Source organism: Methylobacterium sp. Leaf123 (assembly GCF_001423405.1).
Classification (GTDB): domain Bacteria; phylum Pseudomonadota; class Alphaproteobacteria; order Rhizobiales; family Beijerinckiaceae; genus Methylobacterium.
Genome location: NZ_LMNS01000034.1, coordinates 208,880 through 222,980, shown reverse-complemented (window position 1 = coordinate 222,980; position 14,101 = coordinate 208,880). Strand labels below are relative to the sequence as shown.

The window sequence follows — 14,101 nt, the reverse complement described above, 5'->3', positions numbered from 1 at the left end:
GGGCCGACGGGGGTTCGTATAGCGAGGCATTCCGGACCCCGCAAGCGCTTTCCGGGGCGAAATGACGAGAATCCTCACGGTGTCCTCCACGGTGCTTTCCATGGTCCCCGGCGCGGACGAGGCGCGTAGCCTCGTCCTCGACGAGGGAACCGTTCCCGAGCGGCTCGACCGCGTCCTTGCCCGCGTCTTCGACGATCTCTCCCGTGCCCGGCTTCAGGGCCTGGTGCGCGAGGGACTCGTGCGCTGCGACGGGGTCGTGGTGCGCGATCCCGCGCGCAAGGTCGGCGCGGGCAGCCGGATCGACCTCAGCGTCCCGGCGGCGCTCCCCGCCGAGCCGCTGGGCGAGGCTTTGCCGCTCACCGTCGTCCATGAGGACGAAGACCTCATCGTCATCGACAAGCCGGCGGGGCTCGTCGTGCATCCGGCGGCGGGTCACGAGGACGGCACCCTCGTCAATCGGCTGATCGCGCATTGCGGGGCGAGCCTGTCGGGGATCGGCGGCGTGCGCCGGCCCGGCATCGTCCACCGTCTCGACAAGGACACGAGCGGCCTGCTGGTCGTCGCCAAGAACGATCTCGCCCATCAGGGCCTCTCGGCCCAGTTCGCCGACCATGGCCGCAGCGGCGCCCTGGAGCGGGCCTATCTCGCTCTGGTCTGGAACGTACCGGAGCCGCGGGCCGGCACGATCCGCGCGAACCTCGCGCGCTCACGCCACAATCGCGAAAAGATCGCCGTGGTCCGCGAGGGCGAGGGGCGGGAGGCGATCACCCACTACCGGATCGAGAAAGTGCACGGGGAGAGTGGCGTCACCGCCCTGCTGCGCTGCCACCTGGAAACCGGGCGCACCCACCAGATCCGGGTGCATCTGAGCCATCGCGGCCATCCGCTCCTGGGAGATGCGGTCTATGGCGGCGCCTTCAAGACCAAGGCGGCCCGGCTCAGCGAGCCTGCTCGCGCCGCCCTGGACGCCCTCGGACGGCACGCCCTGCACGCGGTCGAACTCGGATTTCTCCATCCGCGCTCCGGCGAGCGCCTGCGCTTCGAGAGCCCGCTGCCGGAGGATTTCGCGCGGCTGCTGGCCGCCCTCGACTGAGACGACCCGCTGGCCTCCGGGCGCTGGGGGCCAGCGCCACGAACCACACCACGGCAACGGCGCGGACCCGGCAACCCTGTCGCCTTGCGTCCGGGCCGGCCGCCGTGAAACACCCGCGCTGTCGGGCTCATAAAGGAGCGCAGGTCGCGCTCGGGCTCCGAGCGCGGGTTGAGGGCGACATCGGGCGGAGGTGCTGTTGGGAAGCCGATACGGGTTGGAGATCCGCTCGGCGCAGCCGGCCGATGCGCCGGGGCTTGCGGAGCTGTTGAGTGCTTCGGGCCATCCCGTGCCCTCGCACGTCCTGGCCGAGCAACTCGACACGCTCCGGTATGGCCACGGCACGGCGCTGCTTGCCCTCGAATGGGGGCCGCCGAGCGGGATCGTGGTGCTGCACTGGTATCCGGTGCTCGAGCAGGCCTCGCCGATGGCGCAGATCACGATGCTGCTCGTCGCCCCGGACGGGCGGCGCCGCGGCGTCGGCCGCCAGTTGCTGAAGGCCGCCTCGCAGGCTGCGCGGATGGCGGGTTGTGGTACGATCCAGCTTCTGGCCGCCACGGAGGAGACTGGCTTGCCGGAATTCTGCGGTGCGACCGGCTTCGTGCCGAGCGCGGGCTGCTTCGTGCGCCCCTTGCGCAAGAAGGGGTGACGGGCGGCCTAGGCGAGTCGAGTACCGGGACGCGGTCTACAGGTGGAGGAAGGGCAGATCGAGCGGCCGCCGCGGGCCGTCCTGTCGGCGGCGCGACCGGAGTCGTGTCGTCCGTCGCGCCCAATGCGCGTCGAAGCGGTCCGAGGCACGCCCGACGAGAAGCGTCAGGCCGTCGAGCGCGGCGCTCAGCCCGCCGACGCCGGAGCGAAGGCCGTTGCCGCAGGCCCGACCGACCGAATGGAAAACGCGCATGACGACCTTTGCGAAGGGGATGAGCGTGGCGCTCGGGGCGCCGGATGCCCGGACAAGTAGAATACCGAAACGCGGTTGGAAGGCGACCGAAGGCGGCATCGCGCGACCGGAACGTCCTTGCGCTGGAAGGTGCCGCGCAGGACGTCCGATCACCGATCGTTCCGTCCCGCCCCGAGCCGGGCGGCGCTGCGGGCGTTTGGTGACGGACACTTCATCCTCGGCGATCCGGGGGGGATCGATCCCCGCAGCGTCCGGCGTAGCGGGGACCATAGCCATTAGAACAAGGCCGCCTCGCTCATATCGGGATTTCTCCGCCTCTTGCCAAAAGATCATTCCAGACGAACGTAAGGTAAGGTCTGTCATGACGTCAGGGGCTCGTCATCTCGACGGGCCGCCGGATGATGAAGCTCTTCTCAACCATCTGTTACGTCTTTGCGCGTAAAGGCAGTGTGCTTCATCTCCGAAGCGTCCGACCCGGACTCGTCCTCATGCGCTCACGTTCGAGCACCGAGCCGCATCTCGACAGGTTGATTCGCCGCGATCAGCTCGAGGCGGTGCGCGCCAGCGTGCAGCAGGCCCTGCCCGTCAACGTGCTTCTCGGTCTGGCGGGCTTCCTGGTCGCCCTGCATTCGGGGCACGGCGCCGTCGGCGGCCTCTGGTTTTCCGCCTCCACTGCCGTCAACGGGTTGCGCTTCGGGTTGTGCCGGGCGCCCTGTGCCGGGCTGGCGATGTCCCCCGGCCGGGCTGCGATCTCCGAAGCGGCCGCCGCCCGCTCGATCGACCGGCAGCTGTGGCTGGCCTGCCTTGCCGCGCTCCTCTCCGGCTCCGTCTGGGCCTTCCTGCCCGTGCTGTGCGACGGCTACACCTCGGCGCAGACGCTTTTCTATCTCACCGTCACCTGCGGGATCACGGCCGGCGCGGTGACCCACGGCATTGCCTACGCGCGGATCCCGATCTGCTTCATCACGCCGCCGCTCCTGTCGGTCGCGGGGTACCTGCTTGCCGTCGGTGGTTTCGATCGGACCTGCCTCGCGGCCACCGTGCTGCTCTACCTCGTCGCCCTGATCCGCAGCTCGATCGCGACCGAGCGGGGATTCCGGGAGACCAGCCGCCTGAAGAACGAGGCGACCGCGCTCGCCGAGGCGCGCAAGGCCGCCCATGCCAGCGCGAGCGCCCTGGCGGAGGAGATGCGCGAGCGCGCGACGCATGACGGGCTGACCGGCCTCCTGAACCGCGCGGGCTTCGTCCAGCGGGCCGAGGAGCGGCTGGCGGCAGGCGCGCCGGTCTGCCTGATGCTGCTCGACCTCGACGGCTTCAAATCGGTCAACGACGTCTACGGCCACTCCACCGGGGACCGCGTTCTCGCCGAGGTCGCCCGCCGCATCCGGGTCGCCCTGCCGGTGGAGTGCGATGCCGCCCGGCTCGGAGGCGACGAGTTCGCCCTCGTCTACGACAGTGCCCAGGTGAGCGAGAGCCCCGCCGCCCTCGCGGAGCGCCTGATCCGGACCGTGGCCGAACCGTTCGAGAGCTTCGATACGGGCCGGCTCGGCATGAGCATCGGCATCTGCCACCGTCCGGCGGACAGCCTGACCCATCTGCTGAGTTGCGCCGACGAGGCGCTCTATGCCGCCAAGCATGCGGGCCGCAATCACGTCCGCCTGTTCGACGACGGGCTCAGCACGCGCCTGGAAATCCGGCGCGATGGCGAGCGCGACCTCTCCCAAGCCCTGGCCGAGGGGGAGCTGGAAGTGTGGTTCCAGCCGATCTTCGGCGCGGACGGCCGCAGCGTGACCAATTTGGAGGCGCTGGTGCGGTGGCACCACCCGGTGCATGGCTGGGTGCCGCCCCCCGACCTGATCTCCGCCGCCGCCATGGCGGGCCTGACGGAATCGCTGCTGCGCTTCATCCTGGAGCAGGTCTGCGCGATGCTGTGCGCGCTGCGGGCGCGGGGACTTCACGATCTCTCGGTGGCGATGAACGTCTCGCCGCGGGAGATGGCGCAGATCGCGGTCGATGAGATCGTGCTCGGGCGGCTCAGGGTGCTCGGCCTGCCGGCCACGGCCCTGGAGATCGAGATCACCGAGGAGACGGCACTCGACATCGAGGCGGTGCAGGGCAAGCTGCTGGCGCTGTCGCGGGCCGGCATCCGGATGGCGCTCGATGATTTCGGGACCGGCTACTCGTCCCTGGCCTCGGTGCGCCAATTGCGGGCCGACCGGGTCAAGATCGACCGCAGCCTCGTCACCGGTTTGACCGAGGCCGAGGACAAGCGCGGCCTCGTCCAGGCGGTGCTCGGTCTCGGCCGGGCGCTCGGTCTCGAAGTCGTGGCCGAGGGCATCGAGACCGCCGACGACCTCGCCACGCTCCAGGCCATGGGCTGCCCCTTCATGCAGGGCTACCATCTCGGCCGCCCGCAGCCGCGGGATGACATCCTGCGCTTCCTCGATGCGCGCCTCGGCGCGGACGTTCAGGAGTTGCGCCTGCGCGGGGCGTGAGGGGGCCTATCGAGACGGGCCGCGGTTCAGGCGACGCGTCGAGAGGGGGCTAGGAAAGGTGCGTTTCGGCACTGCGACCCCTGTGCGCCCGTGACACGTTAAACCCGGACTCCGGTTCGCGCGTTGGACCCTGCGTGAACAGCGTTGGTCGCTACCGGGCATGACGGATTTCCACTAAGATGGGGAGCGGCGTGGTCGGCTCAAGGGAGCGGCCATTCGCTTGGAGCCCGCCCGACAGGGGGGCTGTTGAAGGAGGTGCACATGGCCGGCGCTCTGCCCGTGCTCGCCAATGAGGGAGGCCTTTCGCGCTACCTCGATGAGATCCGCAAGTTTCCGATGCTGGAGCCGGCGGAAGAGTTTACCCTTGCCAAGAGCTGGCGCGACGACGGTGACCGCGAAGCCGCCCACCGCCTCGTCACCTCGCATCTGCGTCTCGTGGCCAAGATCGCCATGGGCTATCGCGGCTACGGCCTGCCGATCAGCGAAGTGGTGTCCGAGGGCAATGTCGGCCTGATGCAGGCCGTCAAGCGCTTCGATCCGGACAAGGGCTTCCGGCTGGCCACCTACGCGATGTGGTGGATCAAGGCGGCGATCCAGGAATACATCCTGCGCTCGTGGTCCCTCGTGAAGATGGGCACCACCGCCAACCAGAAGAAGCTGTTCTTCAACCTGCGCAAGGCGAAGGGCCGCATCTCGGCGCTCGATGAGGGTGATCTGCGCCCCGATCAGGTCCAGCACATCGCCACCTCGCTTGGCGTGCCGACGCAGGACGTGATCGACATGAACCGCCGCCTGTCCGGCGACACCTCGCTCAACGCGCCGCTGCGCGAGGAGGGCGAAGGCGAGTGGCAGGATTGGCTGGTGGACAACAGCCCGAGCCAGGAGACCGTGCTCGCCCGCGAGGAAGAGGGGCGCAACCGCCTCTCGGCCCTGCGCGACGCGCTCGGCGTACTGAACCCGCGCGAACGGCGCATCTTCGAGGCGCGGCGGCTGGCCGACGACCCGATCACCCTGGAGGATCTCTCCGGCGAGTTCGGCGTCTCGCGCGAGCGCGTCCGCCAGATCGAGGTGCGGGCCTTCGAGAAGGTGCAGGAGGCGGTCAAGCGCAACCTCGCGACACGCGAACTGCCCCGGACCGAATTGCGAGCACAATCGTAAAATATTTCTACAAAGTTGGCGGCTTTTATAGCATGCTGACTTTGTGGTTTGTTGGCTAGAATGGCGCTGGAAGCAGTGATTTGCTTTATGCCGCCATTCGCGCGATCGTATAGCCTAGTTATTCAATTTCAAATTTTAAGTTAGGAAACAGATGTTTTTCTCGCGCCCATCGCCTGATAAGGTATTTACCCCGAGATCCCCGAATATAAACCCTGATATGTACATAAATAGGTCGTCTCTTGAGAGATCGCTGATAAACGCGCTGCGTGGTACGAAAAATATAATTGTAAGTGGAGAAAGCGGTAGTGGCAAAACTTGGCTTTATAAGGGAGTATTTGAAGCTGAAGGTGCGGTTTATGAGTCCATAAATTTGTCCAATGCATCCCTAAAAGGATCACTTGACGCCGCATTTAAGGACAAAAATGACAGACTTGGTTTGGAGACGCCAAGTGAAATCACTCGAAGTGGTTCCGTCAAGGTAACGCCAGGGGGCGTTGGTGTAGATAAGTCCGGGGCGAAGAAAAGCACAATTGGCCAAAAGGGGGCGTTTGAGACGCTTCTATCGAATATTAGAGATAAGGCCGGAAGCAAAATAGCAGTATTGGTTTATGAAAATCTTGAGCAAGTCATCGACAGCTCGTCAATACTTAAGTCTATTTCTGATACGATAATTTTGCTCGATGACGATGATATTTCGCAATACCAAATAAAATTGTGTATAGTCGGTGTTCCCACTGACATAAAGCAGTACTTGGTGAGAGCGTCAAAAAACATAACAACAATTGCTAACAGAGTTGTAGAAATACCTGAGGTGGCACGGCTTTCGAATGACGAAGCTAGGTCGCTTATGCAGCGTGGATTTGAACGTAAATTGCGATATAGTTTTGGGGTGGACAAAGAGGATTTTTATAAGCAGGCATGTTGGAAGACAGATAGAATCGCGCAGCATATGCATGAATATTGTCTGGCGGTTGCCCATTTTGCCGAGGAAAACGAGCAGACAATTAGTGATTCGGTTGTAAGACATGCTGAGAGCGAGTGGCTAGCTCAAACCCTTAGCGCTGATTATGCCGTGATAGAAGGAAGAATGAACGCACGAGATACGAAAGCTGGTCGGCGAAATCAGATACTGTATAGTTTGGGGCTATGTGACGCGGAGAATTTTAAGTATACCGATATAGAAAAAATACTCAGGTGCGAATTTTCTAAAAGTTCGATGGGTGTCGGATTGAATATTGCGGGAAATCTTTCGGAGCTATCTTCGGGTGATAATCCGTTGATACGTCGAACTCCAAAAGGCGATGCCTATAGGTTTGCAAGTCCTAAATACAGGATGTGCTTAAGAACGATGCTCAGAAAAACACCAAACGAGAGAGTCGAAAAGTTGTCATACGGTGAAATCAAATAGTATGATGCACGGCTAGGAATAGTGGCCGGCCCTAAAGATAAGGGCCGGCTTTTCTGTGTCAGTCGCGCCACTGCGCGAAGGCGCTTTGCAGGGCCTGGGTGCCGGCCGCGCCCTTCTCGAAGCTGATGACCGCCCGCTGGCCGTCCGCGTAGGTCAGGGCCAGATCGAACCAGTTCTTGTGCAGCAGCAGCTCGGTGTTGCGGTCCACGTCGCTCTTCAGCGACGACAGGCCGATCAGGAACAGGTTCTCGCGCACCCGCACCGGCAGGCCCGAGACCGGGGAGCCGCGGGAAGCCTCCTCGTCCTTGAGCTGGAGCAGCCCGATATTCTGCACCGCGCGCTTGGCACCTGCCTCCGCGTTGTTGGTGAAGGCGAGTTCGACGGTGTGAGACGCGGGCAGCGTCGCATCCCGATTCTTGCGCATGGTCATCGCCAGCGTCAGCCCCGCCTCCGGGAACTCCACGTTGACGCGGAGCACCGTCTGCAAGGGCTCGCCCTGTTCGCCGTTCACCGCTTCCAGCCGCCAGACCGTATGGCCGTTGGTGGCGTTCGGCTGTGCGCGGGTGTCGCTCTGGTTCTCCTCGTAGAGGATCGCCCGCTGCGAGACGGTCACCTCGGGCTGAGCCGGAGCGGCGCCGGGAACAGCCGGCTTCGGCCGTGCCTCAGCCTCATTGCGCTCGGCGCCGACCCGATCCGCGAATTTCGCGTCCGGCTGCTCGGCCGGGGTCGCCTGCTCGGCCGCGTTCTGCTGGAGATCGGAGGGCTGGTCGCGCAGGAAGAAGGCCGCCACCGCGATCAACCCAATCACCGCCGCGAGCACGCCGCCGACGAACAGGTTGCGCAGCAGGCGCGAACGCCCCTCGGGCGGCGTCACCACGTCGATGCGCGGGCGCTGGCGGCCATTGCCCGCCTCGCCGGCAGCATTCGTCTCGGACGCGACCGGATCGGTGCCCGCATCGGCCTCGGACGCGACGGAGGCCGGCTCAGGTTCGGCCACCGGCGGGATGAAGCCGTCCGTTATCTCCGGCGCGGGTTTCGCTGCCTCATCGGTCTTCGACCGGCGGGGCGGCGGCATGAAGGGCACCGTTTCGGCCGGCGGTTTCGGCTCGGTCGGTCCGGTGTCCGATCCGATCCCGGCGAGCATCGAGGCCGGCGGCAGAACCAGCGGCTCGTCGGAGTTCTGCGGCGGCTCCGGCTCCGGCAGCGTTGGCGGCAGGGGGCCGGGTGAGAGCGGCTCGGGCCGTGTCGGTTCGGGCGGCGGGGGAGGGGGCGCCTCCGGAGCGGCGGCCGCAGGCTCCTCGGCCGGCATCGTCACTGCCGCGGGCGGCGCCTCGTATTCCGCCTCCAGGCGGCCGATCGCCGTATCGAGCGCCTTGCGTTCGAGGTCGATGTCCGCTTCCGGCACCGGCGGGTCGAGCGAGCGGAGCTGCGCGATCAGCGCACTGCGTGCACGGTCGTAGACCGCCCGGCGCAGGGCCGGGGAGCGGTCGGGCAGGGCGTCGAGCGCGCGTGCCAGCAACGGATAATAGTCGGCCATCGTGCCCGGATCTGCCTGTCTCTCCCCGTCGTTCCGGGACTTTAATCCTCGAAGGGGTTGTGCATGAGGATGGTGTCGTCGCGCTCCGGCGAGGTGGAGAGCAGCGCCACCGGCGCGCCGATCAGCTCCTCGATCCGGCGCACATACTTGATCGCCTGCGCCGGCAGGTCGGCCCAGGAGCGGGCGCCCGCCGTGGTGCCGCTCCAGCCGGGGATCGTCTCGTAGACCGGAACCGCGCGCTGCTGCGCCGCCTGGCTCGCGGGGAGATGGTCGAAGCGCTGCCCGTCGATGTCGTAGGCGGTGCAGACCCGGATCTCGTCGAAGCCGTCGAGCACGTCGAGCTTGGTCAGGGCGATGCCGTCGATGCCCGAGGTCTTCACGGTCTGGCGCACGAGGCAGGCATCGAACCAGCCGCAGCGGCGCTTGCGCCCGGTGACGGTGCCGAATTCGTGGCCGCGCTCGCCGATGCGCTGGCCGATCTCGTCGTGCAGCTCGGTCGGGAACGGGCCCTCGCCGACGCGGGTGGTGTAGGCCTTGGCGATGCCGAGCACGTAGCCGATCGCCCGCGGGCCGAGGCCCGAACCGGTCGCCGCCTGTCCCGCCACCGTGTTGGAGGAGGTGACGAACGGGTAGGTGCCGTGATCGACGTCGAGCAGCGCGCCCTGCGCGCCCTCGAACAGGATGCGCTTGCCGCCCCGGCGCGCGTCGTCGAGCAGGCGCCAGACGGTGTCCTGATACGGCAGCACCCGCTCGGCGATCCCCGTAAGCTCATCGAGGATCGTCTGCTCGGAGATTTCCTCGAGTTCGAAGCCGCGGCGCAGGGCGTTGTGGTGGGCGAGCAGCCGCTCGATCTTCGGCGGCAGGGTCTCGGGTTCGGCCAGATCCATCAGGCGGATCGCCCGGCGGCCGACCTTGTCCTCGTAGGCCGGGCCGATGCCGCGCTTGGTCGTGCCGATCTTGGTGCCCGGCGCCCCTTCCTCGCGCAGCGCGTCGAGTTCGCGGTGGAGCGAGAGGATCAGGGTGGCGTTGTCGGCCACGCGCAGGTTCTCGCGCGTCACCGTCACGCCCTGGCTGGCGAGCCGGTCGATCTCGGAGGCGAGCGCGTAGGGGTCGAGCACCACGCCGTTGCCGATCACGCCGAGCGTGTTCGGGCGGACCACGCCGGAGGGCAGCAGGGAGAGCTTGTAGACGGCCTCGCCGACCACGAGCGTGTGGCCGGCATTGTGACCGCCCTGGAAGCGGACGACGACGTCGGCCTGCTCCGAGAGCCAGTCGACGATCTTGCCCTTGCCCTCGTCGCCCCACTGGGCGCCTACGACGACGACGTTCGCCATGCGCGTCTGACCTGTCTCGAACTCGCGGGCGCGGGCGCCAAGCGGTTGCGCCACGCGCGAAAACCCCGGCCATCGGGTCGGGGATCGGGCATACGGGCGCGTCTTCGGCGATCTGGGCAGGCAGGTCAAGCGAAGCGGCCCGTTACGACTGGGGACCGCTCCGCATGGCTGATGTGTGGTCTCGGGTTATTTGGCGTTGCCCGGCGGCTTGATCACGGGGGTCGAGTTCGGCGTCGGCTCGGGCGCGATCGTCTTGATTTCGGGATCGACGCCGGCGGGCGGCTTGATCACGCCGTCGGATTTCTCGAGCTTCTCGCTCAGCGTCGCGCCGGAATTGCCGCTTTCGGGCCTGACCCGTTCCGGCACCTGCTCCTGGGGAGCGGGCAGCTTCGGGTCGCTGTCCTGCCCGCGCAGCGGCACCGACGGATCCTGGGCGAAGGCCGCGCCGCTCGCGAGCGTGACGAGCAGGGCGGCAGCGCGTACCGCATTCTTGGATAGGGTCATTGCGTCCTCAGTGGTCCTTTGGGAACCAACGGGTACGCGCGCCCTCGCGTTCCTGTCAGGCCAGGCCCAGCTTAAGCCTCCGACCGCTCGGCGAAGGCGAAGTACAATTCGCGCAACCGCCGCGCCACCGGGCCGGGCCGTCCGTCGCCGAGGGGTTTGCCGTCGATTTCCACCACCGGCATCACGAAGGCCGAGGCCGAGGTGTAGAAAGCTTCTGCCGCCTCGGGCAGCTCGCGAGCGTTGATGAGCCGCTCCTCGAAGCTGAGGCCGGTCTCTTCCGCCAGCGCCAGCACCGCCTTGCGGGTGATGCCGGGCAGCACCGCATGGGAGAGCGGGCGCGTCACCAGGGCGCCGCCCTTGGTGACGATGAAGACAGTCGAGGACGACCCCTCCGTCACGACGCCGTCCTCGACCATGAAGGCCTCGGCGACGCCGGCTTCCGAGGCTTGCTGCTTGGCGAGAACCTGGGCGAGAAGCGCCACCGACTTGATGTCCCGCCGCTTCCAGCGGAGGTCCGGCACGGTGATCGCCCGCGCGCCGGTCTCGGCCATCGGGTTGTTCACGATGGATTTCTCCTGCGTGAACATCAGAACGGTCGGGGCCACATCCCCCTTCGGAAACGAGAAGTCGCGCTCGGCCACGCCCCGCGTCACCTGGAAATAGACGAGACCCTCGCGCACGCCGTTCTTCGCGACGAGTTCCGTTTCCAGCCGCTCCCACTCTTCAGCGGTGTGCGGGTTGCGAATACCGATCTCGGAGAGCGAGCGGTCGAGCCGGGCGAGATGCCCGGCATTGTCCACGAGCCGGCCGTGCAGCACGGCGGCGACCTCGTAGATCCCGTCGGCGAACAGGAAGCCACGGTCCATCACCGGCACGCGGGCTTTGTCCAGGGGCAGGAATTCGCCGTTCAGGTAGGCGGTGCGGCTCATGGCTTTACTCGATCGTTCGTCGTCGGCGAAGCGCGAAGCAGATTCCGTGCAGGACGGATCAGGCTTCCCCGAACACGCGCGAAAAAATCGTGTCGACGTGTTTGAGGTGGTAGCCGAGATCGAAGCACTCTTCGATCTGTTCCGGCTTCAGCACGGCGGTCACCTCCGGGTCGGCCTTGAGCAGCGTGAGGAAATCGCCCTCGCCGCGCCAGACGGGCATCGCGTTGCGCTGGACCAGCCGGTAGGCGTCCTCCCGCGAGACACCGCCCTGCGTCAGCGCCAGCAGCACCCGCTGCGAGTGGACGAGGCCGCCGAGCCGGTCGAGGTTCTTCTGCATCTGCTCGGGGTAGATCAGCAGCTTGTCGATCACGCCGGTGAGGCGGGCGAGCGCGAAGTCGAGGGTCACCGTCGCGTCCGGGCCGATCATCCGCTCGACGGAGGAATGCGAGATGTCCCGCTCGTGCCAGAGCGCGACGTTCTCCAGCGCCGGGGTCACGTAACCGCGCACCATGCGCGCCAGCCCGGTGATGTTCTCCGTCAGCACCGGGTTGCGCTTATGGGGCATGGCGGAAGAACCCTTCTGCCCATCGGAGAAGAATTCTTCGGCCTCCAGCACTTCCGTGCGCTGCAGGTGGCGCACTTCCGTCGCGAGCCGCTCCATGGAGCTGGCGATCACTCCGAGCACGGCGAAGAACATGGCGTGGCGGTCGCGCGGGATCACCTGGGTCGAGACCGGCTCCGGTGCGAGGCCCATCTGCTCGGCGACGTATTCCTCCACCCGCGGGTCGATATTGGCGAAGGTGCCGACCGCCCCCGAGATCGCACAGGTCGCGACCTCTTTGCGGGCGGCGATGAGCCGGTCCTTCGCTCTCGCGAACTCGGCATAGGCCTGGGCGAGCTTGAGGCCGAAGGTGACGGGCTCGGCATGGATGCCGTGCGAGCGGCCGATGGTGGGGGTGAGCTTGTGCTCGAAGGCGCGCCGCTTCAGCGCGGCGAGCAGCGCGTCGAGATCCTTGATGAGGATGTCGGCGGCTTGAGTGAGCTGCACATTGAGGCAGGTGTCGAGCACGTCCGACGAGGTCATGCCCTGGTGGACGAAGCGCGCCTCCGGCCCGACGATCTCGGCCAGATGCGTGAGGAAGGCGATGACGTCGTGCTTCGTCACCGCCTCGATCGCGTCGATGCGCCCGACGTCGAAGACCGCGTCGCGGCCCTTCTCCCAGACCTTCTCGGCGGCCTCTTTCGGTACGACGCCGATATTGGCCAGAGCCGTGGTGGCGTGAGCCTCGATCTCGAACCAGATCCGGAACCGGCTCTCCGGCGACCAGATTGCGGTCATCTCGGGACGGGAGTAGCGGGGGATCATCGTTTTCAGCGCCTCGGACGTGTCGCGATCTCGCGAAATCGCTCCGCGCGTAGCACGGCGCGGCCCGGCGCCTCAACGCGTTGCCCCGCCGGGATGTGCATGGCTCCCCCGCGACGTCACGCGACGGTTGACCCACTGCCGCCACGGGACAACATCGGCAGCATGACCAGCGAGCCGACGCCCCGCGCCTTCATCCCCCTCGCCATCGCCGTGCTGACGGTGTCCGACACCCGTGTGCTCGCCGATGACCGCTCCGGCGATACCCTCGCCGCGCGGATCACGGGAGCCGGGCACCGGCTCGCGGAACGGGACATCGTCCCGGACGAGATCGTGGCGATTCGCGAGAAGGTCGAGGGCTGGATTCATGATCCCCGCATCGACGTGATCCTCACCACCGGCGGCACCGGCTTCACCGGGCGCGACGTGACGCCGGAGGCGATCGAGCCACTGTTCGAGAAGCGGATGGACGGCTTCTCGGCGGTGTTCCACCGGATCTCCTACGACAAGATCGGCACCTCGACCCTGCAGTCGCGGGCGACCGCCGGGGTAGCCGGGGCGACCTATATCTTCGTGCTGCCGGGCTCGCCCGGCGCCTGCAAGGACGCCTGGGACGGCATCCTCGCGAGCCAGCTCGATTACCGCCACCGCCCCTGCAACTTCGTCGAGATCATGCCGCGCCTCGACGAGCATCTGCGCCGGGGCGCCGCCGCGACGATCTGAGGCGCCCGCCGTCCGCGACGTGACGCGGGCTCGCAACGCTCTCCGCGTAGGCGCGGTGCGTCCGCCGGATCGGCTGAGCGGGCCCACGCTGACGTGAGCCAAAAATACGCGGCGGCACCGTCATTTGGCGGCACTTCGCATCGCGGGTGGCGTTACGATCCGGGACGGCCGGGCTTCGAGCCACTGCATTGAGCCAGGGCGGGTATCCCCCGAAGACGGCGCCGCGTGCGCCCTTCTTGTTCACGGAGTCGCTGTCCTTGCTCCCGCTTCCCGTTCGGCCCCTTCTGCTCGCGGCGCTGATGCTGAGCGCGCCGCTCGTGCCGGCCTCCGCCGCGCCGCGGGTCGATGCGCGGGCCAAGGCCTGGGTCGCCGGAATCGTCAACCGCATCGGGACGGCGGATCGCGCCGCAGCCCCGGGGCGGGGCGGGCAGGTCACGGTTCGGGTGCGGATAGAAGCGGATGGCACGCTCGGTGGGATCGTGCTGGAAGAGGGGCCGGTGGCGCTCGGCGAGCGCGCCGCCCGCGCCGTGCAAGCGGCCGCACCCTTTCCACCCCCGCCTGCCGGGTTGCTGACCCTCGAAGGTTTTACCGAACTCAGCTTTCCCCTGACGCTGCGCTGACGGCGCCAATCGCCGTCCTGTCATCGAATCGTCGCGGAT

At 66.7% G+C, this 14,101-nt stretch carries 13 protein-coding genes; 7 read left to right on the top strand and 6 right to left on the bottom strand.

Annotated elements, in window-relative coordinates; genetic code table 11:
• Nucleotides 1-61: 61 nt before the first annotated feature.
• Nucleotides 62-1,093, top strand: a complete 1,032-nt coding sequence (locus tag ASF53_RS16950) for an RluA family pseudouridine synthase (RefSeq protein ID WP_082482785.1) — start codon at nucleotides 62-64, stop codon at nucleotides 1,091-1,093.
• A 196-nt stretch (nucleotides 1,094-1,289) separates the two neighbouring features.
• A complete protein-coding gene (locus ASF53_RS16945) occupies nucleotides 1,290-1,739 on the top strand; it encodes a GNAT family N-acetyltransferase (RefSeq protein ID WP_056200860.1) in 450 nt (149 codons plus the stop codon).
• 36 nt (nucleotides 1,740-1,775) lie between these two features.
• On the opposite strand, the gene ASF53_RS16940 is transcribed toward ASF53_RS16945, so the two are convergent.
• Nucleotides 1,776-1,991 (bottom strand): hypothetical protein, encoded by a 216-nt coding sequence (locus tag ASF53_RS16940; RefSeq protein WP_286134502.1) that lies wholly within the window; start codon nucleotides 1,989-1,991, stop codon nucleotides 1,776-1,778.
• Between the two features lie 488 nt (nucleotides 1,992-2,479).
• On the opposite strand from ASF53_RS16940, the gene ASF53_RS16935 reads away from it, so the two are divergent.
• From ASF53_RS16935 to ASF53_RS25160, 3 genes are all read left to right on the top strand, one after another.
• Nucleotides 2,480-4,486 (top strand): putative bifunctional diguanylate cyclase/phosphodiesterase, encoded by a 2,007-nt coding sequence (locus ASF53_RS16935; protein WP_056200853.1) that lies wholly within the window; start codon nucleotides 2,480-2,482, stop codon nucleotides 4,484-4,486.
• Nucleotides 4,487-4,747: 261 nt separating this feature from the next.
• The gene (gene rpoH / locus ASF53_RS16930; RefSeq protein WP_056200849.1) at nucleotides 4,748-5,644 is read left to right on the top strand and encodes an RNA polymerase sigma factor RpoH; all 897 of its coding nucleotides are present in this window, start codon (nucleotides 4,748-4,750) and stop codon (nucleotides 5,642-5,644) included.
• A gap of 151 nt (nucleotides 5,645-5,795) precedes the next feature.
• Nucleotides 5,796-7,052, top strand: a complete 1,257-nt coding sequence (locus ASF53_RS25160) for an AAA family ATPase (RefSeq protein WP_082482784.1) — start codon at nucleotides 5,796-5,798, stop codon at nucleotides 7,050-7,052.
• A gap of 58 nt (nucleotides 7,053-7,110) precedes the next feature.
• On the opposite strand, the gene ASF53_RS16925 is transcribed toward ASF53_RS25160, so the two are convergent.
• From ASF53_RS16925 to purB, 5 genes are all read right to left on the bottom strand, one after another.
• On the bottom strand, nucleotides 7,111-8,589 hold the full coding sequence (locus ASF53_RS16925; RefSeq protein WP_056200847.1) for a hypothetical protein: 1,479 nt from the start codon (nucleotides 8,587-8,589) through the stop codon (nucleotides 7,111-7,113).
• Between the two features lie 41 nt (nucleotides 8,590-8,630).
• Nucleotides 8,631-9,923 carry an adenylosuccinate synthase gene (locus ASF53_RS16920; RefSeq protein ID WP_056200843.1) on the bottom strand — a complete coding sequence of 431 codons (1,293 nt, stop codon included), beginning with the start codon at nucleotides 9,921-9,923 and terminating at the stop codon, nucleotides 8,631-8,633.
• 186 nt (nucleotides 9,924-10,109) lie between these two features.
• Nucleotides 10,110-10,427: a hypothetical protein gene (locus ASF53_RS16915; protein ID WP_056200840.1), complete on the bottom strand. Its 318-nt coding sequence runs from the start codon at nucleotides 10,425-10,427 to the stop codon at nucleotides 10,110-10,112.
• Between the two features lie 71 nt (nucleotides 10,428-10,498).
• Entirely contained in the window at nucleotides 10,499-11,356 is an 858-nt protein-coding gene (locus ASF53_RS16910; protein WP_056200837.1) for a D-amino-acid transaminase, read from the bottom strand.
• A 58-nt stretch (nucleotides 11,357-11,414) separates the two neighbouring features.
• Nucleotides 11,415-12,722: an adenylosuccinate lyase gene (gene purB / locus ASF53_RS16905; protein ID WP_056200834.1), complete on the bottom strand. Its 1,308-nt coding sequence runs from the start codon at nucleotides 12,720-12,722 to the stop codon at nucleotides 11,415-11,417.
• 162 nt (nucleotides 12,723-12,884) lie between these two features.
• Between purB and moaB the strand changes: the two genes are divergently transcribed.
• Both moaB and ASF53_RS16895 read left to right on the top strand, forming a co-directional pair.
• Nucleotides 12,885-13,442: a molybdenum cofactor biosynthesis protein B gene (gene moaB, locus ASF53_RS16900; RefSeq protein WP_056200830.1), complete on the top strand. Its 558-nt coding sequence runs from the start codon at nucleotides 12,885-12,887 to the stop codon at nucleotides 13,440-13,442.
• 257 nt (nucleotides 13,443-13,699) lie between these two features.
• Nucleotides 13,700-14,062, top strand: a complete 363-nt coding sequence (locus tag ASF53_RS16895) for a TonB family protein (RefSeq protein ID WP_056201040.1) — start codon at nucleotides 13,700-13,702, stop codon at nucleotides 14,060-14,062.
• The last annotated feature ends 39 nt before the right edge of the window (nucleotides 14,063-14,101 follow it).

Coding starts and splice junctions, on each gene's coding strand:
- moaB (WP_056200830.1), top strand. CDS start 12,885: ATGACCAGCGAGCCGACGCCCCGCGCCTTCATCCCCCTCGCCATCGCC.
- ASF53_RS16910 (WP_056200837.1), bottom strand. CDS start 11,356: ATGAGCCGCACCGCCTACCTGAACGGCGAATTCCTGCCCCTGGACAAA.
- rpoH (WP_056200849.1), top strand. CDS start 4,748: ATGGCCGGCGCTCTGCCCGTGCTCGCCAATGAGGGAGGCCTTTCGCGC.
- ASF53_RS16950 (WP_082482785.1), top strand. CDS start 62: ATGACGAGAATCCTCACGGTGTCCTCCACGGTGCTTTCCATGGTCCCC.
- ASF53_RS16935 (WP_056200853.1), top strand. CDS start 2,480: ATGCGCTCACGTTCGAGCACCGAGCCGCATCTCGACAGGTTGATTCGC.
- ASF53_RS16920 (WP_056200843.1), bottom strand. CDS start 9,923: ATGGCGAACGTCGTCGTCGTAGGCGCCCAGTGGGGCGACGAGGGCAAG.
- ASF53_RS16940 (WP_286134502.1), bottom strand. CDS start 1,991: ATGCGCGTTTTCCATTCGGTCGGTCGGGCCTGCGGCAACGGCCTTCGC.
- ASF53_RS16915 (WP_056200840.1), bottom strand. CDS start 10,427: ATGACCCTATCCAAGAATGCGGTACGCGCTGCCGCCCTGCTCGTCACG.
- ASF53_RS16925 (WP_056200847.1), bottom strand. CDS start 8,589: ATGGCCGACTATTATCCGTTGCTGGCACGCGCGCTCGACGCCCTGCCC.
- ASF53_RS25160 (WP_082482784.1), top strand. CDS start 5,796: ATGTTTTTCTCGCGCCCATCGCCTGATAAGGTATTTACCCCGAGATCC.
- purB (WP_056200834.1), bottom strand. CDS start 12,722: ATGATCCCCCGCTACTCCCGTCCCGAGATGACCGCAATCTGGTCGCCG.